The sequence below is a fragment of the Clostridium manihotivorum genome (assembly GCF_004015185.1).
Classification (GTDB): domain Bacteria; phylum Bacillota; class Clostridia; order Clostridiales; family Clostridiaceae; genus Clostridium_AR; species Clostridium_AR manihotivorum.
Genome location: NZ_CP025746.1, coordinates 23,150 through 46,007 on the forward strand (window position 1 = coordinate 23,150; position 22,858 = coordinate 46,007).

Annotated in this window: 17 protein-coding genes, 1 tRNA gene and 4 rRNA genes; 8 read left to right on the top strand and 14 right to left on the bottom strand. The window is 35.6% G+C overall.

Features of this window, described 5'->3' with window-relative positions:
- Positions 1–519 precede the first annotated feature (519 nt).
- From C1I91_RS00095 to C1I91_RS00105, 3 genes are all read left to right on the top strand, one after another.
- Positions 520–1,263: a signal peptidase II gene (locus tag C1I91_RS00095; protein ID WP_128210673.1), complete on the top strand. Its 744-nt coding sequence runs from the start codon at positions 520–522 to the stop codon at positions 1,261–1,263.
- A 44-nt stretch (positions 1,264–1,307) separates the two neighbouring features.
- Complete coding sequence (locus tag C1I91_RS00100) at positions 1,308–1,553, top strand: TM1266 family iron-only hydrogenase system putative regulator (RefSeq protein ID WP_128210674.1); 246 nt, start codon at positions 1,308–1,310, stop codon at positions 1,551–1,553.
- A 135-nt stretch (positions 1,554–1,688) separates the two neighbouring features.
- Positions 1,689–2,597, top strand: coding sequence for an alpha/beta hydrolase (locus C1I91_RS00105; protein ID WP_128210675.1), 909 nt, complete (start codon positions 1,689–1,691; stop codon positions 2,595–2,597).
- Here the strand turns inward: C1I91_RS00105 and C1I91_RS00110 are convergent.
- The 11 genes from C1I91_RS00110 to C1I91_RS00160 all read right to left on the bottom strand — a co-directional run bounded on the left by C1I91_RS00110 (position 2,583) and on the right by C1I91_RS00160 (position 12,856).
- Complete coding sequence (locus tag C1I91_RS00110) at positions 2,583–2,810, bottom strand: hypothetical protein (protein ID WP_338032589.1); 228 nt, start codon at positions 2,808–2,810, stop codon at positions 2,583–2,585. The genes C1I91_RS00105 and C1I91_RS00110 overlap by 15 nt on opposite strands.
- 117 nt (positions 2,811–2,927) lie before the next feature.
- Positions 2,928–4,298: a PTS fructose transporter subunit IIC gene (locus C1I91_RS00115; protein ID WP_128210676.1), complete on the bottom strand. Its 1,371-nt coding sequence runs from the start codon at positions 4,296–4,298 to the stop codon at positions 2,928–2,930.
- 24 nt (positions 4,299–4,322) lie between these two features.
- Positions 4,323–4,766, bottom strand: a complete 444-nt coding sequence (locus tag C1I91_RS28660; RefSeq protein WP_128210677.1) for a PTS sugar transporter subunit IIA — start codon at positions 4,764–4,766, stop codon at positions 4,323–4,325.
- 2 nt (positions 4,767–4,768) lie between these two features.
- The gene (gene pfkB, locus C1I91_RS00125) at positions 4,769–5,704 is read right to left on the bottom strand and encodes a 1-phosphofructokinase (RefSeq protein ID WP_128210678.1); all 936 of its coding nucleotides are present in this window, start codon (positions 5,702–5,704) and stop codon (positions 4,769–4,771) included.
- A gap of 18 nt (positions 5,705–5,722) precedes the next feature.
- Positions 5,723–6,484, bottom strand: coding sequence for a DeoR/GlpR family DNA-binding transcription regulator (locus C1I91_RS00130; RefSeq protein ID WP_128210679.1), 762 nt, complete (start codon positions 6,482–6,484; stop codon positions 5,723–5,725).
- Positions 6,485–6,992: 508 nt separating this feature from the next.
- Positions 6,993–7,110, bottom strand: a 5S ribosomal RNA gene (gene rrf, locus C1I91_RS00135).
- Positions 7,111–7,194: 84 nt separating this feature from the next.
- Entirely contained in the window at positions 7,195–7,491 is a 297-nt protein-coding gene (locus C1I91_RS00140) for a hypothetical protein (protein WP_128210680.1), read from the bottom strand.
- Between the two features lie 254 nt (positions 7,492–7,745).
- Positions 7,746–7,821: transfer RNA gene (locus tag C1I91_RS00145), tRNA-Lys, on the bottom strand.
- A gap of 6 nt (positions 7,822–7,827) precedes the next feature.
- Positions 7,828–7,945 (bottom strand): 5S ribosomal RNA (gene rrf / locus C1I91_RS00150).
- Positions 7,946–8,000: 55 nt separating this feature from the next.
- Positions 8,001–10,906, bottom strand: a 23S ribosomal RNA gene (locus C1I91_RS00155).
- A 431-nt stretch (positions 10,907–11,337) separates the two neighbouring features.
- A 16S ribosomal RNA gene (locus C1I91_RS00160) occupies positions 11,338–12,856 on the bottom strand.
- The 16S, 23S and 5S rRNA genes sit together here with 1 tRNA gene alongside, the layout of an rRNA operon.
- A gap of 532 nt (positions 12,857–13,388) precedes the next feature.
- On the opposite strand from C1I91_RS00160, the gene asnB reads away from it, so the two are divergent.
- Positions 13,389–15,230: an asparagine synthase (glutamine-hydrolyzing) gene (gene asnB, locus C1I91_RS00165; protein ID WP_128215868.1), complete on the top strand. Its 1,842-nt coding sequence runs from the start codon at positions 13,389–13,391 to the stop codon at positions 15,228–15,230.
- Positions 15,231–15,348: 118 nt separating this feature from the next.
- Here asnB and C1I91_RS00170 read toward each other — a convergent pair whose 3' ends face one another.
- Both C1I91_RS00170 and C1I91_RS00175 read right to left on the bottom strand, forming a co-directional pair.
- A complete protein-coding gene (locus C1I91_RS00170; protein ID WP_128210681.1) occupies positions 15,349–16,692 on the bottom strand; it encodes a TldD/PmbA family protein in 1,344 nt (447 codons plus the stop codon).
- 13 nt (positions 16,693–16,705) lie between these two features.
- Positions 16,706–18,091 carry a TldD/PmbA family protein gene (locus C1I91_RS00175; RefSeq protein ID WP_128210682.1) on the bottom strand — a complete coding sequence of 462 codons (1,386 nt, stop codon included), beginning with the start codon at positions 18,089–18,091 and terminating at the stop codon, positions 16,706–16,708.
- A gap of 300 nt (positions 18,092–18,391) precedes the next feature.
- Here C1I91_RS00175 and C1I91_RS00180 point away from each other — a divergent pair, with 300 nt between their 5' ends.
- Positions 18,392–18,865 carry a PTS sugar transporter subunit IIA gene (locus tag C1I91_RS00180; RefSeq protein WP_128210683.1) on the top strand — a complete coding sequence of 158 codons (474 nt, stop codon included), beginning with the start codon at positions 18,392–18,394 and terminating at the stop codon, positions 18,863–18,865.
- A gap of 144 nt (positions 18,866–19,009) precedes the next feature.
- On the opposite strand, the gene C1I91_RS00185 is transcribed toward C1I91_RS00180, so the two are convergent.
- Positions 19,010–19,939, bottom strand: coding sequence for a phosphate/phosphite/phosphonate ABC transporter substrate-binding protein (locus C1I91_RS00185; protein ID WP_128210684.1), 930 nt, complete (start codon positions 19,937–19,939; stop codon positions 19,010–19,012).
- 382 nt (positions 19,940–20,321) lie between these two features.
- On the opposite strand from C1I91_RS00185, the gene phnC reads away from it, so the two are divergent.
- The 3 genes from phnC to phnE (C1I91_RS00200) are packed head-to-tail and all read left to right on the top strand — an operon-like array spanning position 20,322 to position 22,659.
- The gene (phnC, locus tag C1I91_RS00190; protein ID WP_128210685.1) at positions 20,322–21,080 is read left to right on the top strand and encodes a phosphonate ABC transporter ATP-binding protein; all 759 of its coding nucleotides are present in this window, start codon (positions 20,322–20,324) and stop codon (positions 21,078–21,080) included.
- 11 nt (positions 21,081–21,091) lie between these two features.
- The gene (gene phnE / locus C1I91_RS00195) at positions 21,092–21,871 is read left to right on the top strand and encodes a phosphonate ABC transporter, permease protein PhnE (protein ID WP_128210686.1); all 780 of its coding nucleotides are present in this window, start codon (positions 21,092–21,094) and stop codon (positions 21,869–21,871) included.
- A complete protein-coding gene (gene phnE / locus C1I91_RS00200; protein WP_128210687.1) occupies positions 21,868–22,659 on the top strand; it encodes a phosphonate ABC transporter, permease protein PhnE in 792 nt (263 codons plus the stop codon). Before phnE (C1I91_RS00195) ends, phnE (C1I91_RS00200) begins: the two co-directional genes overlap by 4 nt.
- Positions 22,660–22,858: the final 199 nt, after the last annotated feature.

Genomic DNA, 22,858 nt, shown 5'->3' on the forward strand with positions numbered 1-22,858 from the left:
TATGTCTGCGAATTGAGTCTAATCTAGAGATGCTTCAAACGTTGTTTTTTGATTGATTATATGATTTTTTTAATATAATTTTAAATCCTTCTGTATTTTACCAAACTATGTAATTTAATTCAATAAGAATTATGTATTTTTTTGTCTAATATTGCACTTTTATTACATAATTACATATAAAGGTATACATATATTAAATTATATATTTCCAACTAACTTTTTTTATACTTTGATGAAAATACAGTATAAGAATAGTAATTTTATTTTTTGCACTCTTCATTATTTATTAAAATTTCTAAGAGTGTACCATTTGGGTATTAAAACTATTTTACTTCTATACTTTAGGAGAGATTTTTAATATACAAATTCGGTTATAAAGTATTACTGGTAAAAAATTATTTAATGTAATATTTACTAACTATTAGTTGAATATAAAACTAGATAAATGATAAAATCAACTTATGCCAAAATGTTAATAAAAATAATTAGTCTAGGTTAATTTCTAGGAGGAATAAATTAATGAATAAAGATAAACTTCTAACCATAGGTATTCTACCTATAATGTGGCTCATATATTTTACTTTTGAATTTATTACAGGAAGAATTCATTCTAAGTTTGATATAATAATGAACCTATTGCCAGTATTATTATTTGGAATCATAGGATTAATAATATATTATTTAGGAATTAAGTTTTCTAAGGGTCTATCCAATATAACAATACTAATAACATTCTTTTTCACTTTCCTATTAGATCAGGGAGTAAAACTTATTATTAAAACCTTGTACTTTGACAAAAGCTTTTTCCTTATTGATAACTTTTTAAGCTTTAACCCTATTATTAATTCATCTGGTTCTTGGCTTAATGCAAGATTCGGAGCTGGCATTAACTTTTCAGTTCTTATAATCATAAACGCCATAGTATTATTTTTTATACTAGAGGGTTATAGATACTACTTACACAAAGGATATAAAGACTTTTGGGCTGATATGAGCTTCACCTTTATATTAAGTGGATGTCTTTGCTCTCTAATAGATAAAATATTTTATGGTGGTAGTTTAGACTTTATAGGCATTAGCTCTCTATTTATAGCAGACTTAAAAGATATATATATCAACCTATCCATATTCTTTTTAGCACTATGTATATATAATAATGGATTTTGGAAAAACTCAGAAGAAACAACTTTTAAACAGGACATAGAAGGAGTAAAAAGATTCTTGTCATTTATCAAAAAGGATATATTCTTTCTATCTAAATAGAACATTATATTTATGAAATCATTATAAGTAACCAAGGAGATATTATGGAAAATAGAGTTGGTGTGATAGCTATAGTAATTGAAGACTTAACTAGCGTTCCAAAAGTAAACGAGGTACTCCACTCCTATAGTTATTTAATTGTTGGTAGAATGGGCATACCATACAAGCAAAAAGGAGTATCCGTAATTTCAGTAATAGTAGATGGAACACCAGATGCTATAAGCGCTTTAACCGGAACCTTAGGTAAGGTTCCTTCAGTAAATGTAAAATCAGCTATAACAAAAACATAAAAATCAAATCAGTAAAACTAACTAGTTTATTAACTATAGTATTCACATTTATAATTAGCAGTATAGTTAATAACATAAAATATATTTAATCTTTAATATAATATTTAAAATAGCATTTTTATTATGGAGGACTATATGAAAATACTTTTATTCATAATTATAGTTTTAGTTTTACTAACAATATTCATTTCTATATACTTCTCTAGAGTAGTTACTTTACCTGTTGTAAGAAACTACAACGATACCTATTCTACTGAATTAGCTGCTGGAAATATAAAAGAGTACATTTTTAATAAATTAGAAAAAGAGGAGGTATCTATACCATCAAGGTTTGGTTATGATCTTCACGGATTCTTTTTTCCAAATGGCGGCTCAAAAAAAGTAATAATATTTGCTCACGGAATAACCTGGAGCCTGTATGGTTCGGCTAAATATATGGATATTTTTATAAAGAGAGGCTTTGCAGTTCTTATCTATGATCATAGAAATCATGGATTAAGTGGTGGAAAAGATACTTCTTTCGGATACTATGAAAAGTATGATTTAAAAACCTGCACTGATTGGGTAATTGAGAAAATCGGGGACGATGCATTAATTGGTGTTCATGGTGAATCAATGGGCGGTGGAACTGTACTACAATATATCGCAATTGATCCAAGAGTAAGCTTTTGCATAGATGATTGTGGTTATTCAGATACAGCAGAACTGTTTAATCACAGATTGAAAAATGACTTTAAGCCACTTAGACATCTTCCTCTAGTACCACTTGCTAGTGTAGCTACAAAAATCACAAGAGGGTGGAAGTTCAGTGATGTAAAACCGATAAATATGATAAATAAAAATAGCACTCCTATATTATTCATCCATGGAGATAAAGATGACTATGTACCAACAAAAATGTCTCACGATTTGTATAACGCAAAGACTGGTTTTAAAGACATATATATAGCACCTAATGCAGGACACGCACAAGCTTTTACTAGTAACCCATATGAATACGAGCGAAGAGTTGATAAGTTTTTAAAAGATTTAAAAATTATATAGTTTTAAAAAATATAAACGTGGCGTAGCTTGATTTTCCCTAATTCGGGAATAAGTCGAATATAAATCTGTTAAATCCATCTCCTCTACAAATTGACTTAGCAAACGCACCGAATCATTAACTGAGACCATATAATCAATATTAAAAGGAAGTTTTAATTGATAACTTCCTTTATTTAAAGTATAATCTTTATGTAAATTAGTATGTTTGGTCATATATTAATTTTACAATAAATCCAGCACTCTTGTGAATGCTGGATTTATTTTTTATGCAAAAAACGGAGCTGTGCACTAATTAATTAGTGCGACAGCCCCTTTATACTTTTTATTTAATTACTTTGATGAACTCTTTTTAACAGATGAAAGAATTACTCCGCCTACAGCTGCTCCTATTAGTATAGATAAAACATACATAACTACATTGCCAACTGCATGTGGTATAAAGAATACAAATAATCCTCCATGAGGTACTGCAAGTGTGCATTTAAATAGCATTGATAGTGCACCAGTTAAAGCTGAACCAACCATTATAGAAGGTATAACTCTTAATGGATCTGCTGCTGCAAATGGTATAGCACCCTCTGTTATGAACGCTGCACCCAATGCCCAAGCTGCTTTTCCTGCTTCTCTTTCTTGATTAGTAAACTTGTTCTTTGCTAATACTGTTGCTAATGCTACAGCAAGTGGTGGAACCATACCAGCAGCCATTACTGCTGCCATTATTGCTGAAGGTTGACCTTGAGATATTGTTGCAACACCGAAAGTATATGCTGCTTTGTTTAGAGGACCTCCCATATCGAAAGCCATCATTAATCCGATTATTGTTCCAAGTAATATTGCATTTGCACCACTTAAGCTATTTAACCATCCAGTTAATGCATCATTTATAGCTTTCACTGGATTACCAAGTACATATATCATTATAAGTCCTACAATAAGTGTTGATAAAACAGGTAATACAAAAACCGGCATTAATCCTTCTAAGGATTTTGGTAACTTTATAAACTTCTTTAAGTAATATACTGTATAACCAGCTAAGAAACCGGCTATTAATCCGCCTAGGAAACCAGCACCTATGTTTGACGCTAAGTAACCACCAACCATACCAGGAACTAGACCAGGTCTATCAGCTATTGAATAAGCAATATATCCAGCAAGTATAGGAACTAAGAAACTAAATGCTCCGTTTGCTCCGATTCTAAACAACGCTTCTGCAAATGATCCTTTTACTTGGAATGCCTTTATACCAAAAGCAAATGATAAAGCTATAAGTATACCACCAGCTACTACAAATGGTATCATGAATGATACACCATTCATTAGATGTTTATAAGCACCGTTCTTAGTTTCTTTCTCTTCATTTTTAGTATTAGTTGCTGCTTCATTTCTTGATGTCTGACTAGGTTTAGCTGATAATGCCCTTTGTATAAGACCTTTAGGATCTTTTATAGCATCCTTTACAGATACCTCTATTAGAGGCATACCTTTAAATCTACTCTTATCTACATTCGTATCAGCTGCAATTATTACAGCACTTGCAGATCTCAAATCCTCTTGATTTATAACGTTTTCAGCGCCTACAGACCCTTGGGTTTCGACTTTTATGTCGTGCCCTAGATCCTTAGCAGCCATTTGTAATGCTTCTGCCGCCATATATGTATGTGCAATACCAGTTGGACAAGATGTTATAGCTACTAATTTCATAATAATACCTCCTATTTTTTTATTTTATTCAAATACTTTTATAAATTCATCGAAACTACTACAATTCATTAAAGATTCTCTTACATCAGAATGCATAAGTTTTCTTGATATCTCACTAAGTGCTCTTAAGTGAACATCACTTGATTCTTCTGGTACAGCTATCAAAAAGAATAAATGTGCTGGCTCTCCATCCATTGAATCATAGTCAACACCATCTTTACTTTTTCCAAATGCTATAGATGCAACATTAACAGATTTGCTTTTTCCATGAGGTATTGCAATTCCCATTCCTATCCCTGTAGAAAACTCTTCTTCTCTCTTTAATACAGCCTCTTTAAAAACTTTGCTATCATTTATAACTCCGTCTTTTACTAGTATGTCAATAAGCTCATCTAAAGCCTCCATCTTTCCCTTTGACTTCATATCGAAGCACACTCTATTTTTAGTAAACATATCCTTAGTTGCCATGATTAAACCTCCTTAATATTTTCCCTTACTCTTTCCATAATTGCTTCTACATCACTAAGTTTGCAAGCTTCTGTTCCTTCTAATGTAACTGTAACTGCACCACACGCTTGAGCAAATATAAGTGTTTCCTTTATATCTAAATTATTTACTATAGAATAAACTAATGCTGCTACCATTGAATCTCCAGCTCCAACAGTACTTCTAACTGGTACCTTTAAGCCCTTTGCAAAATATTTCTTATCGCCAGATATATAAGTTGCACCTTCTGATCCCATTGAAACTAAGATGTTTTCAACTCCCTGTGCTTTTATTTCCCTACATGAATCTATTATTTGATCTAGATTATCTATTGATTTATTAAATAGTAAAGATAATTCATGATTATTGGGTTTTATAGCATATGGTTTTTCTTTTAATCCATTAGCTAGTAATTCTCCTTCAGCATCTAGTATTGTTATTGCACCTTTACTTTTAGCTATCTTAATTAAAGTACCATATATATCCTTAGGTACACTTGATGGGATACCTCCTGATAGCACAACTATATCCCCTTGGGAACAGCTCTCACTATACAAATCCACAAACTGTTTTAATTCAGTTTCAGCTATTATTGGTCCAGCCTCATTTATATCTGTATAAACATTATTTTTTCTATCTACAACTTTTGTATTAGTTCTAGTACTTGCCTCAATGTTTATAAACTTATGTCCTACACCTCTTCTATCCAGTTCCTTCTCGAAACTATTTTTCCATGTTCCTCCTAAGAAACCTAAAGCTAAAGACTCTATACCAAAATTCTTCAACACCTTTGATACATTTATACCTTTTCCACCTATGTCGTATCTAATATCTGAGGTTCTATTAACAGCTCCTAACTTAAAATCATCTATTATAAGAGTTTTATCCATTGCTGGGTTAAGCGTTACTGTTATTACCATATTCTCACCTCCCTTATCTTAAGCAGTTACTATATCCACACCTACTTCTGAATATTCTTTTATTATATTTTGCTCAATATCTCTGCTTGTTATAATCATACTAACAGCTTTTATAGGACATATTATAGAAAATGATACATTGTTAAACTTAGTACTATCGGCAACTATAATTACCTTGCTAGCATAATTAATCATTGTTTTCTTTGTTTGTGCTTCAATAAAATTGGGAGTTGTTACTCCATCCTCTATGGATATACCATTTGCACCAACAAAAGCTTTATCAACTCTAAAATTCTTAATTACAGCCTCTGTTAGATGACCAACCATAGCTCTAGTATTTGATCTTAAACTTCCACCAGTTACTATGATTTCTATTCCTTCCTTATTAGAAAGTTCTGAAGCTATATCTATAGAGTTTGTTATTACTGTTATATTCCTACTTCTAATTCTTTTAGCTATTTCTAAAGTTGTAGTACCAGAATCTAATATTATTGTGTCACCATCTTCAATCATCATACTAGCAACTTCTGCAATACTAATTTTTTGATCAATTTTTTCATCCTGTTTATCTACAAAAGATGGTTCAAAATTTGTTCTGTTATATATCCCCACTGCACCACCATGAGTTCTCATCAAAAGATTCTTCTCTTCTAGTTCTTGAAGGTCTCTTCTTATTGTAGATTCAGATACATTCAATAATTCAGCTATATCCATGACCTTTATACTACTTTTAGAATTTAATATATCTAATATCTTTTGTTGTCTTTCTTCTGCAAACATAACCAGTTACACATCCTCTTTATTCAATTCCGATCATATATGATTACTTTTGACTGTATTTGCTTGTTTGATTATATTTTATATGATAACATTTACAAAGTCAACAGTAAATAATCAAATTAATTCAAAAATAATCATATTATTTCTGCATTAATTAGTTATTATGCTTAGTTTTGATTTTTATTGCTCACTTTTCTTATTTATTCCAACGGTTTTAATTAACTGTAACTAAAATAAGTAGCTCTTATCTATTTTTTCATTAATGATTTTTTATATCCACTATTGTTAAACATAGATTGAGAAGTTTCTATAAATAATTACTTCTCATTGAGATACATAATAAAAAAAGCTCTTTATTATTTATTTGCTATAATTTATATAATTCTCTAAAAAACAAAAGACATGTTTAAAATCTACTATATTTTAAACATGCCTTTTTATTCTCTGAAATAAGCTATATTAAATTCAATAAAGTTAATGCCCCATCAAATACTTGATGGGGCATATTACCTAGCGACCACTTACTCTCCCACACAGTCACCCATGCAGTACCATCAGCCGTCTAAGTCTTAACCTTCGTGTTCGGTATGGGTACGGGTGTAACCCTTAGACGCATCATCACTAGATATAAAATAATTGCATTAACAATTATATATTATACCTGTATTATAGAACTTTGTCAACAAAAAAGTAAACTTATATATATGTTTCTAAAGTTTTTTTATCATATCTTTAACTCTATTTAGATTTTCTCTACTTTCTTCTATTCGTTTTAATAACTTTTTCTTATTTGTCTTTATAGCTTTATATTTCTTTATGTTATCTTCTTCTACCTGCCCAATATCGTTAAATTGCTGATAATCAGCTTTTATTTCTTTCTCTAATCTTTCTAAATCTTCTAAACATCTATTGTATACTTGCTTTAGATATATGGCTATTTCTTCTTGTGTAGTATATTTATCAATACCTATTAAGTTTTCATTACATTCTTTCATGTCATCTATCATAATCAATAAACCTCAATAAAATATGTACTACTATTTATATTTTATTTACTTATCAATATATACCACATACATAATATATTTTAGCTCTGTCAAAAGTACTTTCTTTAAATTATTAAACACAACCTATATTTTAAAGATTCGATATGAAATTTCTACATAAAAAAAGTCGATGAAACGACCTTCTTCAGTAAGCTTTTTTACGCACCTGCCTTCCCAAAACAGCAAAAAAGACTTCACTATTGTGAAGTCTTTAGTGGTGCACCATCAGGGACTCGAACCCGGGGCACCCTGATTAAGAGTCAGGTGCTCTACCAACTGAGCTAATGGTGCATAATTACCTAGCGACCACTTACTCTCCCACACAGTCGCCCATGCAGTACCATCAGCCGTCTAAGTCTTAACCTTCGTGTTCGGTATGGGTACGGGTGTAACCCTTAGACGCATCATCACTAGATATTGAAAGATTATTCTTTCAAAATTGCACTTAAGTTTACTTTGTAATATTTGTTTTGGTCAAGCCCTCGATCTATTAGTATCGGTCAGCTGAACATGTTACCATGCTTACACCTCCGACCTATCAACCTCGTGTTCTTCGAGGGATCTTACTAGCTTACGCTATGGGAAATCTAATCTTGAGGTGGGCTTCACGCTTAGATGCTTTCAGCGTTTATCCCTTCCCGACGTAGCTACCCAGCTATGCTCCTGGCGGAACAACTGGTGCACCAGAGGTCAGTCCATCCCGGTCCTCTCGTACTAAGGACAGCTCCTCTCAAATTTCCTACGCCCGCGACGGATAGGGACCGAACTGTCTCACGACGTTCTGAACCCAGCTCGCGTGCCGCTTTAATGGGCGAACAGCCCAACCCTTGGGACCTACTTCAGCCCCAGGATGCGACGAGCCGACATCGAGGTGCCAAACCTCCCCGTCGATGTGGACTCTTGGGGAGATCAGCCTGTTATCCCCGAGGTAGCTTTTATCCGTTGAGCGATGGCCTCCCACGAGGTACCACCGGATCACTAAGCCCGACTTTCGTCCCTGCTCCACTTGTAAGTGTCGCAGTCAGGCTCCCTTCTGCCTTTGCACTCTACGAACGATTTCCGACCGTTCTGAGGGAACCTTTGGGCGCCTCCGTTACTTTTTTTGGAGGCGACCGCCCCAGTCAAACTGCCCACCTAACAATGTCCCGTCACCAGCTTCATGGTGCCCGGTTAGAATCCCAGTACTGTCAGGGTGGTATCCCAAGGTCGACTCCACATCCCCTAACGAGGATGTTTCCCAGTCTCCCACCTATCCTGTACAGACAATACCGAAACTCAATGCTAAGCTACAGTAAAGCTCTACGGGGTCTTTCCGTCCAATCGCGGGTAGCAAGCATCTTCACTTGCACTACAACTTCGCCGGATTTACAGTTGAGACAGTGCCCAAGTCATTACGCCATTCGTGCGGGTCAGAACTTACCTGACAAGGAATTTCGCTACCTTAGGACCGTTATAGTTACGGCCGCCGTTTACTGGGGCTTAAGTTCACCGCTTCGCGTTACCGCTAACGATTCCCCTTAACCTTCCAGCACCGGGCAGGCGTCAGCCCCTATACATCAGCTTTCGCTTTAGCAGAGACCTGTGTTTTTGCTAAACAGTTGCTTGGGCCTATTCTCTGCGACCTACTCTCGTAGGCACCCCTTCTCCCGAAGTTACGGGGTCAATTTGCCGAGTTCCTTAACTGTAATTCTTCCGCCGGCCTTAGGATTCTCTCCTCACCTACCTGTGTCGGTTTGCGGTACGGGCACTACATTTCTCCCTAGAAGCTTTTCTTGGCAGCGTAGAATCAAGTACTTCAGCCACAAGGGCCTTCCCCATCACACCTTAACTTAGCAAGCGGATTTGCCTACTTGCATGTCTAAGTGCTTAGACTAGCATCCAATAGCTAGCACACTCTATCTTCCTGCGTCACTCCATCGGTAATAACGATTTGCAGTGGTATCGGAATATCAACCGATTGTCCATCACCTACGCCTTTCGGCCTCGGCTTAGGTCCCGACTAACCCTCAGCGGACGAGCCTTCCTGAGGAAACCTTAGGTTTTCGGCCACTAGGGATTCTCACCTAGTTCTCGCTACTAATGCCAACATACTCACTCGTAATCAGTCCACCGCTCCTTACGGTACGACTTCAGCCCGATTACGACGCTCCCCTACCCCAGTAGATTAAATCTACTAGCCGTAGCTTCGGTGATAAGTTTGAGCCCCGAACATCTTCGGCGCAGGATCTCTCGACTAGTGAGCTATTACGCACTCTTTTAATGAGTGGCTGCTTCTAAGCCAACATCCTAGTTGTCTTAGAAATCCCACATCCTTTTCCACTTAACTTATACTTTGGGACCTTAGCTGACGATCTGGGCTGTTTCCCTTTTGACTACGGATCTTATCATTCGCAGTCTGACTGCCGGACTAATACTATATGGCATTCGGAGTTTGATAAGGTTCAGTAAGCGATATGCCCCCTAGCCCATTCAGTGCTCTACCTCCATTAGTCATATCCGACGCTAGCCCTAAAGCTATTTCGGGGAGAACCAGCTATCTCCGAGTTCGATTGGAATTTCTCCGCTATCCACAGCTCATCCCATGGTTTTTCAACACCAACGTGGTTCGGTCCTCCACGAAGTTTTACCTTCGCTTCAACCTGGCCATGGATAGGTCACCCGGTTTCGGGTCTACGGCATGCAACTATTCGCCCTATTCAGACTCGGTTTCCCTTCGGCTCCGTACCTTAAGTACTTAACCTCGCTACATACCGTAACTCGTTGGCTCGTTCTACAAAAAGCACATCATCACACACATATGGTGCTCTGATCGGTTGTAGGCATACGGTTTCAGGTTCTATTTCACTCCCCTCCCGGGGTTCTTTTCACCTTTCCCTCACGGTACTTCTTCACTATCGGTCATCAAGTAGTATTTAGCCTTGGGAGGTGGTCCTCCCTGCTTCCCACAAGGTTTCACGTGTCTCGTGGTACTCTGGAGCAGAACTATGGTCTTCTTGTTTCACTTACAGGACTATTACCTTCTACGGTGTATCTTTCCAGATATCTTCAATTACAATAGCCACCACATTTATGTTCTGTCCGCAACCCCAAAGATAAATCTTTGGTTTGGGCTCTTCCGATTTCGCTCGCCGCTACTGACGGAATCGATTTTTCTTTCTCTTCCTCTAGGTACTTAGATGTTTCAGTTCCCTAGGTTTACCCTCCTATAGCTATTTATTCACTATAAGATACGTAGGGTTACCTACGTGAGTTTCCTCATTCGGAGATCTTTGGATCACAGGCTATTTGCGCCTACCCAAAGCTTATCGCAGCTTGTCACGTCCTTCTTCGGCTCTTGATGCCAAGGCATTCACCATACGCCCTTTGTAACTTGACCTAATGTCGTGTCATTATAATCTGCGCACTACTTCGTCACCTTCCTCACTACGCTACTCACTTACCTGAAGTAAGCTCCGTGGCTCGTTCGTCGGTTCCTCGTATTGCTTGATTCTAATGCCACTCCAATTTGCTTCGCAAATTCTGCGTTTCAACTATAGATGTACTGTTCGCACTTGTGCGTTTGTACTATTATAGATTAACAGCATACTTTGCATTTGAACAAACCAGTTACTGACTTTAATACTAGCGTGCATTTTTGTCAGTATTTATATTACAAAGAATTAGTAAATATCTTTACTTTAACTTATGTGCAATTTTCAAAGAACAATCTGAGATACTTGGTATCTCAAAATTAAACAGAGTAAATAACAACCAGAATTCGTGTATATTAAGCCTGAAATGCATCAGTACTTAATAATTTCTCCATAGAAAGGAGGTGATCCAGCCGCAGGTTCTCCTACGGCTACCTTGTTACGACTTCACCCCAATCGCTGACCCTACCTTCGGCTGCTGCCTCCCTTACGGGTTAGCTCACAGACTTCGGGTATTGCCAACTCTCATGGTGTGACGGGCGGTGTGTACAAGGCCCGGGAACGTATTCACCGCGACATGCTGATTCGCGATTACTAGCAACTCCGGCTTCATGTAGGCGAGTTTCAGCCTACAATCCGAACTGGGACAAGTTTTTGAGATTTGCTCCACCTCACGGTCTTGCATCTCTTTGTACTTGCCATTGTAGCACGTGTGTAGCCCTAGACATAAGGGGCATGATGATTTGACGTCATCCCCACCTTCCTCCCGGTTAACCCGGGCAGTCTCGCTAGAGTGCTCAACTAAATGGTAGCAACTAACAATAAGGGTTGCGCTCGTTGCGGGACTTAACCCAACATCTCACGACACGAGCTGACGACAACCATGCACCACCTGTCTTCCTGTCGATACCAAAGGTACCGACTTCCCCGGTTAAGGGTAATTCAGGAGATGTCAAGTCTAGGTAAGGTTCTTCGCGTTGCTTCGAATTAAACCACATGCTCCGCTGCTTGTGCGGGCCCCCGTCAATTCCTTTGAGTTTTAATCTTGCGACCGTACTCCCCAGGCGGGATACTTATTGTGTTAACGGCGGCACGGAGGTGTTGAAACCCCACACCTAGTATCCATCGTTTACGGCGTGGACTACCAGGGTATCTAATCCTGTTTGCTCCCCACGCTTTCGAGCCTCAGTGTCAGTTACAGTCCAGAAAGTCGCCTTCGCCACTGGTGTTCTTCCTAATCTCTACGCATTTCACCGCTACACTAGGAATTCCACTTTCCTCTCCTGCACTCTAGATATCCAGTTTGGAATGCAGCACCCAAGTTAAGCCCAGGTATTTCACATCCCACTTAAACATCCACCTACGCTCCCTTTACGCCCAGTAAATCCGGACAACGCTTGCCACCTACGTATTACCGCGGCTGCTGGCACGTAGTTAGCCGTGGCTTCCTCCTTGGGTACCGTCATTATCGTCCCCAAAGACAGAGCTTTACAACCCGAAGGCCTTCATCACTCACGCGGCGTTGCTGCATCAGGGTTTCCCCCATTGTGCAATATTCCCCACTGCTGCCTCCCGTAGGAGTCTGGACCGTATCTCAGTTCCAATGTGGCCGATCACCCTCTCAGGTCGGCTACGCATCGTCGCCTTGGTGAGCCATTACCTTACCAACTAGCTAATGCGCCGCGGGTCCATCTTATAGCGGATTGCTCCTTTGATTTTCATTTCATGCGAAACGAAAATGTTATGCGGTATTAATCTTCCTTTCGGAAGGCTATCCCCCTCTATAAGGCAGGTTACCCACGTGTTACTCACCCGTCCGCCGCTAAGAAAGTTCCGAAGAACTTTCTCCGCTCGACTTGCATGTGTTAGGCACGCCGCCAGCGTTCGTCCTGAGCCAGGATCAAACTCTCAATTTAAAGTTTAATCATAGCTTACTTACTTAGTAAGTCTTTTTTCAAAAGAATTGCTGGTTTAAGTCTAGTTTTAGACTTTGTTTATTTTACTCTGTTTAATTTTCAAAGACCAAGTTATTTTGCTGTATTTCTGACAGCTCATTTATCTTACCACCGTAAGATTTCTTTGTCAACATACTTTTTAAATTTATTTTAAAATTTTATTTAAAACTTAAACTTAAATTTCTGTGCTTTGTCGCTTTGTGTTCCAGCGACATAGACTATGATAACACATCATATAACATAAAGGACTACCTAATTTCTTATCTAGACGATATACTTGTCCAATAGTATATATTTCTCTATATTTCAACATATTCCACCAATTGATACGCCTGGTACTGTTATCACCATCCACAAACCAACTTCCAATATGAAAGGCTTTTTATACAATGGATTAAACTTATAATTTTCATCAATCTCAATAACTACAGGTAACTAATAAGAACTTTTAAACATACTATAAAAAATAATACTATTTATGAAGGTGATAATTTTGTGTGGAATCGCTGGTTGGGTAAATTTTAAAAATGATATTTCTAAACAGCACCATGTAATAGAATCTATGACTGATACATTAAAATTAAGAGGCCCTGACAGCTTCGGATATTATGAAATTAATAATGTTATGTTTGGTCATAGAAGATTAGTAGTTGTAGACCCAGAGGGTGGAAAGCAACCAATGGTCAAAACTATAGAAAACAACCATTATACTTTAATATACAATGGAGAATTATACAATACAGAAGATTTAAGAACTGAGTTATTGAATCAAGGGTTCAAATTTGATTCTTATTCTGATACAGAAGTTTTACTTACTTCATATATTTGTTGGGGCATAGATTGTATTTCTAAATTAAATGGAATATTTGCATTTGCAATATATGATCAAAAGGAAAATAGAGTATTCTTAGCAAGGGATCCTTTAGGAGTAAAGCCTTTATTCTACAGTATAAAGGGAGATTCATTCATCTTTGGTTCAGAGATAAAGACTCTGCTAGCACACCCTTATATAGATCCAGTGGTGGATAAAGATGGACTAACCGAAATATTCGCTTTAGGTCCTGCTAGTTCTCCTGGAAGCGGTATATATAAAGATATAAAAGAAGTAGCTCCAGCTAACTATGTTATAGTAACTCCAGAAGGAATAAATATAAAAGAGTATTGGAAGGTATCTGCAGAGGACTTTACAGAAACAGAAAACCAGGCTTCCGAACATCTGAAATCACTTCTTGTAGATGCTATAAAAAGGCAATTAGTTGGTGATGTTCCACTTTGTACTTTCTTATCTGGAGGACTGGATTCCTCTGCTATATCTGCAATAGCAGCTAAAGAATATAATGATAAAGGAAAAACTCTAACAACCTACTCTATAGATTATGAAGACAATGAAAAATATTTTAAATCTTCTTTGTTCCAACCTACATCTGACCAATACTGGGCTTTAGAAATGGCAAAATTCATTAGTAGTAAACATGAAACAGTAACTTTAGATCACAAAAACCTAATAGACGCTCTAAAAGATGCGGTAATAGCTAGAGATCTTCCAGGAATGGCAGATATAGACTCATCTCTATATTTGTTCTCAAAAGAAATACGAAAAGGATTCGTTATTGCTCTATCAGGTGAATGTGCAGATGAGTTATTTGGTGGTTATCCATGGTATACTAATGAAGAGCTTATAAATGCACCAACTTTTCCATGGTCAAGATTTGTAACAGATAGAAAATCACTTCTATCTGATGAATTAAAATCCTTACCTATAGAAGATAAAACACAACAGGAATACCTAGATACTCTAAAACAGGTGCCTCACTTAGATCATGAAAACAAACTAGATTTTAGGATGAGAGAATTATTCTACTTAAACATTAAGTGGTTTATGGTTAATCTTTTGAATAGAAAAGATAGAATGAGTATGTCGAATAGTCTTGAAGTCAGGGTTCCTTTTGCTGATTATCGTCTAGTACAATATGCCTTTAATTTACCTCAAAAAATTAAATTTGCTGACAACAGAGAAAAAGGTCTATTAAGAAAATCTTTAAAAGGAATATTGCCCGACGAAATAGTTTATAGAAAAAAGAGCCCTTACCCAAAGACCCATAATCCAATCTATACATCCTTAGTTTGTAATGCCATGGCTGAAATACTAAATGATAAATCTTCTCCTATACTAAACCTAATTGATAAGAAAAAAATTCAGGAGATAGTATCTACAAAAGGTGACTCTTACAAAACCCCTTGGTATGGTCAACTTATGACAGGTCCTCAGCTGATTGCTTACTTGATTCAATTAAATATATGGTTGAAAGAATATAATGTTCAGCTTCAATTTTAATAAACTACTAAACTATAATTTTGAAAAAGCCACTGAATTGATCTTCAGTGGCTTTTTCTAATCTAACATTTCTAAACTATAGTAAGAAAGTTTTCAAATACGATATATTCATATTTAATTATAGACCTGCTATTGATAGCTCCTTTACTATAACCGAAGGACTTGCTGTATTGGAATAGTAAAAATCCATATCATCCCCTACTTCTTCTATAGCCTTTAGTAATTCAAAGAAATTTCCAGCTAAAGTTATTTGATCGATAGCTTCACACAGCTTTCCACCCCTTATAACTCTACCATTTGCTGCAAGGGAGAAATCTCCAGTTATAGCATTTGCCCCGGAATGCATTCCTTGTAGATCAGTTATATATACACCATTATTTACTTCAGCTATCAATTCAACAAAACTCTTTATCCCCTTTTCCAAATACAAATTTGTAGCTGAAACATTAACCGGGGATGAAAAAGAAGCCTTTGATGCATTTCCTGTACTCTTTACATTATCCTTGTACGAAGTTTTCAGATTATGAAGTAAAGTTTTAAGTTGACCTTTTTCTATTATAGATTTCTTATAAGTTGGTACTCCTTCATCATCAAAAGGTGTAGAGTAAGGCCCTTTATCCAAGTGTGGGTCATCAACAATTGTCACAACGTCGGATGCAACTATTTCTCCTTCTTTCTTGCTAAGCAAAGATAAGCCTTTCTGAGCATTATCTGCATAAAAAACGCCTTGGAACGTTGAAAGAATTGTAGCCATCATATAGTTTGACATAAGTATTTTATACTTTCCAGACTTTATAGGTTTAGATCCAACTTTTGAAATTACATTATCTGAAGTCTCTTTAGCTATCCTATCAAGATCCAATTGATCCATGCTAGTTTTTATTTTTAAAGACATACTGTCTTTCATTCCATCTCCGTCTTTAGTAACAGCAGCAACATATGCTAAAACAGTAGTTTTCTTATGTCTTAAATCTAATCCTTTAGAATTTATTATAGCTACTTCAGATTTACTAGTATCTACTTCACACTCCGCCACTTTCTCGATTAGGTCACTAGTGCCTTTTGTTTTCTTCTCTAATGCTAAAGCTAGATCTATCTGTTCAGTAGGAGTCAATTCATCAATATCTTTGCTATAACTATGAACCTCTTCATATTGAGAAGCTCCACCATATATAAAGTCCTTATCTTCATTTTCTATTAGTTTAGCATTTTCCTCAGCTTTTTCTACCATCATACTTGCTGAGGCTTCATCAAGACTTTCACTGTATGAATACCCCATCCTTCCATTTATGACACCTCTGAAGCTTACTCCACTAGTATTACTCAGTCCATAGTCGTCTACTTCACTATCAAATATCTTTATATCTAAGCTTTCTTTACTTGAGTAATAAATTTCATACTCAGAAAAATTAGCCTCTTCTGCTTTCTTAAATATTAAATTGCTAAAAGCCTTTATATCCATGCTACATCCCTCCTTATCTTCCACCAACAGTCATTTGTTTTACTCTTATTAGTGGTTGACCTACATTGGTTGGTACAGACCCACTTAGGGAACCACACATACCTTGACCGTGATCAAGGTTTTGGCCAACCATATCTATATCCATTAATATGTCAGATCCCTTTCCTATTAGACTTCCACCTCTTACAGCTTCTGATATCTTACCGTTTCTTATTAAATAGCCCTCAGCTACGGCGAAGTTAAACTCTCCTGTGATAGGATTAACTGAACCTCCGCCCATCTTTTTTGCATATAATCCATATTCTATTGATTTAATTATATCTTCATTTTTATCATCGCCGTTTGCAATATAAGTATTGGTCATTCTAGATGTAGGTGCATATTTATAAGACTCTCTTCTACCACTGCCTGTAGGCTCCATTTTCATTCTTCTAGCATTCAGCTTATCCACCATATAGGACTTTAATATTCCATTCTCGATAAGCACCTTCTTTTTTGTTTCTGTTCCTTCATCATCTATATTTAGAGATCCCCAAAGATTTGGTAAGGTACCATCATCTATAGCAGTTACCTTTGTAGATGCAATCTGTTGACCTATTTTATTACAAAATACAGAATTGCCCTTAGCAACAGATGTAGCTTCAAGTGAATGACCACAAGCCTCATGGAATATAACTCCTCCAAAACCATTCTCTATGGCAACCATCATTTTACCTGCTGGACAATAATTAGCATGAAGCATAGTGACAGCAGCTTCACTGGCTTTTTTCCCATAATACTCTGTATCAATAGCATCAAACATTTCAAAGCCCATCATTCTACCTGGATTTTCACCACCTAGCTGATTTTCAACGCCGTTGCTTGCCACTGATCTTATACCTAATCTTGTCCATATTCTCCTATCCTGCGTATATAGTCCCTCACTATTAGCTATAAATATCTTTTGATCCTTATCCATATATGTTACAGAAACTTGACTTATTTCATTGTTATAACTCTTAGCAGAATTATATGCCTCTCTCATCTTTCCAATCTTCCTTGAACTCTCTATAGATGCTGGCACATACAATATAGGGTGTATATTAGTATTAATTCTTTCGTAAAGGTTCAAATTTATATCTAATTCATCATTCAATTCTCCAAGAGCATATGCAGCTTTTTTAGCAACATTAATCAAGCTTGATAAACTACTTTCATTTGTATAAGCATAAACACTTCTGAATCCTTTAAATATTCTTATTCCTATACCATAATCTCTACCAGAAACAATATTATCAACCTTCCCATCTGTCAGTATAATATTGTTATTTATTGTATCTTCAACAAAAATCTCAGCAAAGTCCCCTCCACTTTTCAACGCCTGAGATAATACCTTGCTTACCACCTCTTTAGGTAACATACTCAATTCCTCCTTTTATTGTAATATAATACCATTCTATATTAATTATACAATCTTATGCAATATTCTATAAAAAATTTTTAACATAAAGCGATTTATTATAGATAATTAGCATCGTTTACAATTGACTAACCCCATTAAGTAATATATAATTATAATGATTTTTATTTTGTTAAATGAGGCATAAGTTTTCTATAAACTTATGCCTTTTCCTATTAATATAGTGATTAGATATTTTCATAATATTTTTGAAAGGAAGTGAATTTTTCTAGCTAATATATAATTAGTTAGAAGTATATTATGTTTGAATTCCTAAAGAAAGATTTAAAAGTTCTTGCACCAGTTGCAGGCACTACAATAGACTTATCAAACGTTCCAGATGAGGTCTTTGCCAAGAAGATGGCTGGTGATGGATTAGCTATAGAAAGCATTGGAAATGTATTCGTGGCTCCAGCTGACGGAGATCTATCTTTGGTTTTCAAAACTAACCATGCTTTTGCAATGGAGATTGCAGGAGAAGTTGAGCTTCTAGTACACATAGGAATTGATACAGTTTCTTTAAATGGAGAAGGATTTGAGCGACTAGTGGAGCCAGGCGTTAAGGTTAAAGCTGGGACTCCAATTATAAGGATTGATAGAGAATTCATAGAAAGTAAAGGGTTTTCATTAATAACCCCTATACTAATAACAAATCCTGATGTGATAAAAGAGATGAATCCTATAATAAACAAAAAAGTAGATGCAGGAATTGATACAGTGTTAACGTACCGATAGTTATAGATGCTATTCTTGTCCGATAACTTCATCATCTGGCCAGTATTAGCCCATAACTTAAAAATTGAATTTATAATCCTATAACAGGTAAAAAGCCCCCTAAATAACAACCTTAGGGGGCTTTTTAATATCTATTTACTTAAATTACTTAGTTTCAGCTAACTTTTGATATTCTCTTACTATATCAAAGTTCTTATCATCAGACTTAACATATCCAACATGTGAATAAACTTCTGTTACAATCTTCTTTCCTTCTGGGTCTTTTCCGATTTCTATGAAAGCGTTTTGTATCTTTTCTTTCCACTCAGAAGTCATATCTGGTCTTATACTTATAGTATCGTTTGGAATTGGTTGTGTAAAGTATACTGGTTCAACTTTATCGAATATGTCAGGTACATCTTTCTTTACAGTATTTCTTGCATCTTCAAAAACTGCAGCTGCATCTACATCTCCATTAAGTACAGCTAATACACCCTTATCATGACCTTTAACTCTTATACCTTGAACATCTTTTTCTGGGTCTACTCCAGCCTTTTTCATTTCAGCTGCTGGCCATATATATCCTGCTGAGGAAGTAACATCTTGCCATGCTATCTTCTTACCTTTTAAATCAGCTAATGACTTTATGCTTGATCCCTTTTTAACAACTATCATAGCTCTATATGAATTAACAAGTTCTGTAGTATTTTCACCAGTAGGTTGTTTTATGCCATATCTTTGAGCTTGTAGTAAGATTTCAGCGGCATTCTTTTCCTTAGCTAGCACGTATGCTGATGGTGGTAAAAATCCTATATCTACTTGTTTTGAAGCCATTGCTTCTATTATAGTATTATAGCTTGTGGATACGCTTACCTTTACTGGTATACCAAGCTTGTCTGATAATAGCTTTTCCAAAGGTTTTGCCTTAGCTTCTAAAGTTTCAGCATTCTGTGATGGAACGAATTGAACCTTTAACTCTTTTGGTGCATATCCCTTAGCTGTTGTTGAGTCGTCCTTCTTAGTACTACTGCACCCTGCTAATGCTGTCATAGCTAAAGCTGCACATACTGCAATACTTAATATTCTTCTTTTCATGGAACTTCCTCCTTAAAAATTAAAAATTAGCTTGTACTTCCAACAAATACATATAAATCATAAACTATTTTTCTTTTTTTTGCAACAATGTTCGTGTTTATTTTATATGTATATTTTTACTTTTATTGGCTATATCTCATATAATGCCATGTAATATATTACAATATAATAAAATATTTATAATGTTCTATTGAAAATACTAGGTATATTATAGTATTCTTATATTGAATTTAATAGTCACCCATTGTTAAAATAAGGTTAAATTTATACTTTTCGTAATTTAACTGACAGCAATATTATTTATAATATATAATAGTGACTAATACATATCTTAATAACGTTCGTGTCTTATAAAATCATTAAGAAAAGGTTGGTAAAATTTATGATCGAGTTTAAAAATGTATCAAAAACCTATCCCAATGGAGTAGTTGGTCTTAACAATGTCAACGTAACAATCAATGAAGGAGAGCTAGTTGTAATAGTAGGGCTATCTGGAGCTGGAAAATCAACATTCTTAAGATCAATAAACAGGCTAAATGAAATATCTTCAGGAGAAATATTAATAAATGGCAACTCCATCACTAAGGCTAAAGGAAAGGAACTCAGAGTCTTAAGAAGAGATATAGGAATGATATTTCAAAACTTTAATCTAGTTAAAAGATCTACTGTATTAAAAAATGTCTTAGCAGGTAGAGTTGGTTATCATTCAACTTTAAGAACTTTAGTTGGAATGTTTCCTAAGGAAGACTTAGAACTAGCTTTTGAGTCATTAAAAAAGGTTGGTATTGAGCAGAAAGCATATATGAGAGCCGATCAACTATCCGGTGGTCAGCAGCAAAGAGTTGCTATTGCAAGAACTCTAGCTCAGCAATCAAAAGTACTTCTAGCAGATGAACCGATAGCATCTTTAGATCCTGTTACCACTATTCAAGTAATGGATGATATCGCAAGAATAAATAAAGAAATGAATATTACCACAATCGTAAATCTTCATCATGTGGATTTAGCGAAAAAATATGCTACTAGAATTTTAGGTTTTAGAGAAGGCAAGCTAGTTTTTGACGGGCCAGTAGAAAAAGCTACTGATGAGATATTTGATTTTATATATAATGGAAAAACAGAAGAAATTTCTGAAAATTAGGGGGATAAAAAATGAAAGAGCAAACATTAAAAAAGCCTTCTAATATGAAAATGTATCTTACAGTCGTATTAATAATTATTCTTATGGTTGCAAGTGCTAAGAAAACTGATGCTTCATTTTCACAGCTTATGAAAGGGCTTCCAGAGACAGGAAAGCTTTTTAAAGAAATGCTACCTCCAGATTGGAGCTACTTTTCTAGGATAATAGATCCTATGGCAGAAACAATAAGAATGGCTATAATAGGTACAAGCATAGGAGCTATACTATCAATTCCTTTGGCATTACTTTCTGCAAGAAACATATGTAAGTCAAAGATTCTATTATCTATATCTAGGATAATATTAAATCTAATAAGAACTATACCAGATTTATTATTTGCAGCTATATTCGTTGCAGCTTTTGGTTTAGGACCTCTTGCAGGTATATTTGCATTAAGCTTTTTCTCTCTAGGTCTTGTGGCAAAGCTATTATATGAATCCATCGAGGGTATAGACGATGGCCCTATGGAAGCTTTAACTGCTTGTGGCGGAAACACCCTGCAAATAATTAATTTTTCCGTTATCCCTCAAATTATGCCTCAGTTTATTTCTTATGTTCTATATACCTTTGAAATTAATGTAAGGGCTGCTGCAGTTTTGGGTTTAGTAGGTGCTGGAGGAATAGGACTTCAGTTAGATAGTACCCTAGGATTATTTAAATATAACCAAACTTGCACTATAATTATTGCCACCTTAATTATGGTAGTTATTATAGATAATATAAGTATTAGGATCAGGGAGAAATTATTATGATAGAAAAACCTAAGTCTTTAAAAAATTCACTTACAAAATGGATTATAGCAATAATATTAATAGTTATATATATATGGGCATTTGCCGGAATTAAGTTTACTGGAATAAAGGCTTCTGCCGGACAAGTAGTAAGTTCTATATTTAAAGGTTTATTCCATCCAGATTGGAACTATGTATATCTTCCAGATGGTGAAGACCTTCTTAGAGGATTACTAGATACCCTAGCTATAGCAATATTAGGTACTGTTGTATCAGCTCTTCTATGTATCCCATTTTCCTTTTGGGCTGCTAGAAATATGAGTAAGATTAAGGCTATTAGCGGCACTGGTAAGTTTCTATTAAGTTTTATAAGAACCTTTCCTGAAATAGTAATGGCCATAATCTTCATTAAAGCCGTTGGACCTGGAGCTTTTGCAGGCGTTTTAGCTTTAGGGGTTCACTCAATAGGAATGCTTGGTAAACTATATTCAGAAGGTATCGAAAACATAGATTGGGGACCATATGAAGCTCTAACATCCTGCGGTGCCAACGGGCTTCAGAAATTAAAGTATGCTATTATCCCACAAGTTTTACCTGAATTCGCTTCATACTCCTTATACAGATTTGAAATTAACGTCCGTTCAGCAACAATACTAGGAATAATTGGTGCTGGAGGAATCGGAACTCCATTAATTTTTGCACTGGAAGCAAGACAATGGAGTAGAGTCGGAATAATATTATTGGGTATAATAGTAATGGTTACAGCTATAGACTTTATATCAGGTAATATAAGAAAAAGGCTTGTTTAATAATTTGCTTAAATGCAAATCAGCCAACTATTAACTTACAAAATATGCTGTTCTATTGATTAAATGATATAACGTTAAATATGAGCCACTTCAATCTGGACATTATTTTCTAATCTTCACCTAGTTATGCAAGAAGTAACGAAAATAACAATTCTATAGTGAAGTGGTTCATCTATATTTATAAGAAAGAGGTCTTTAT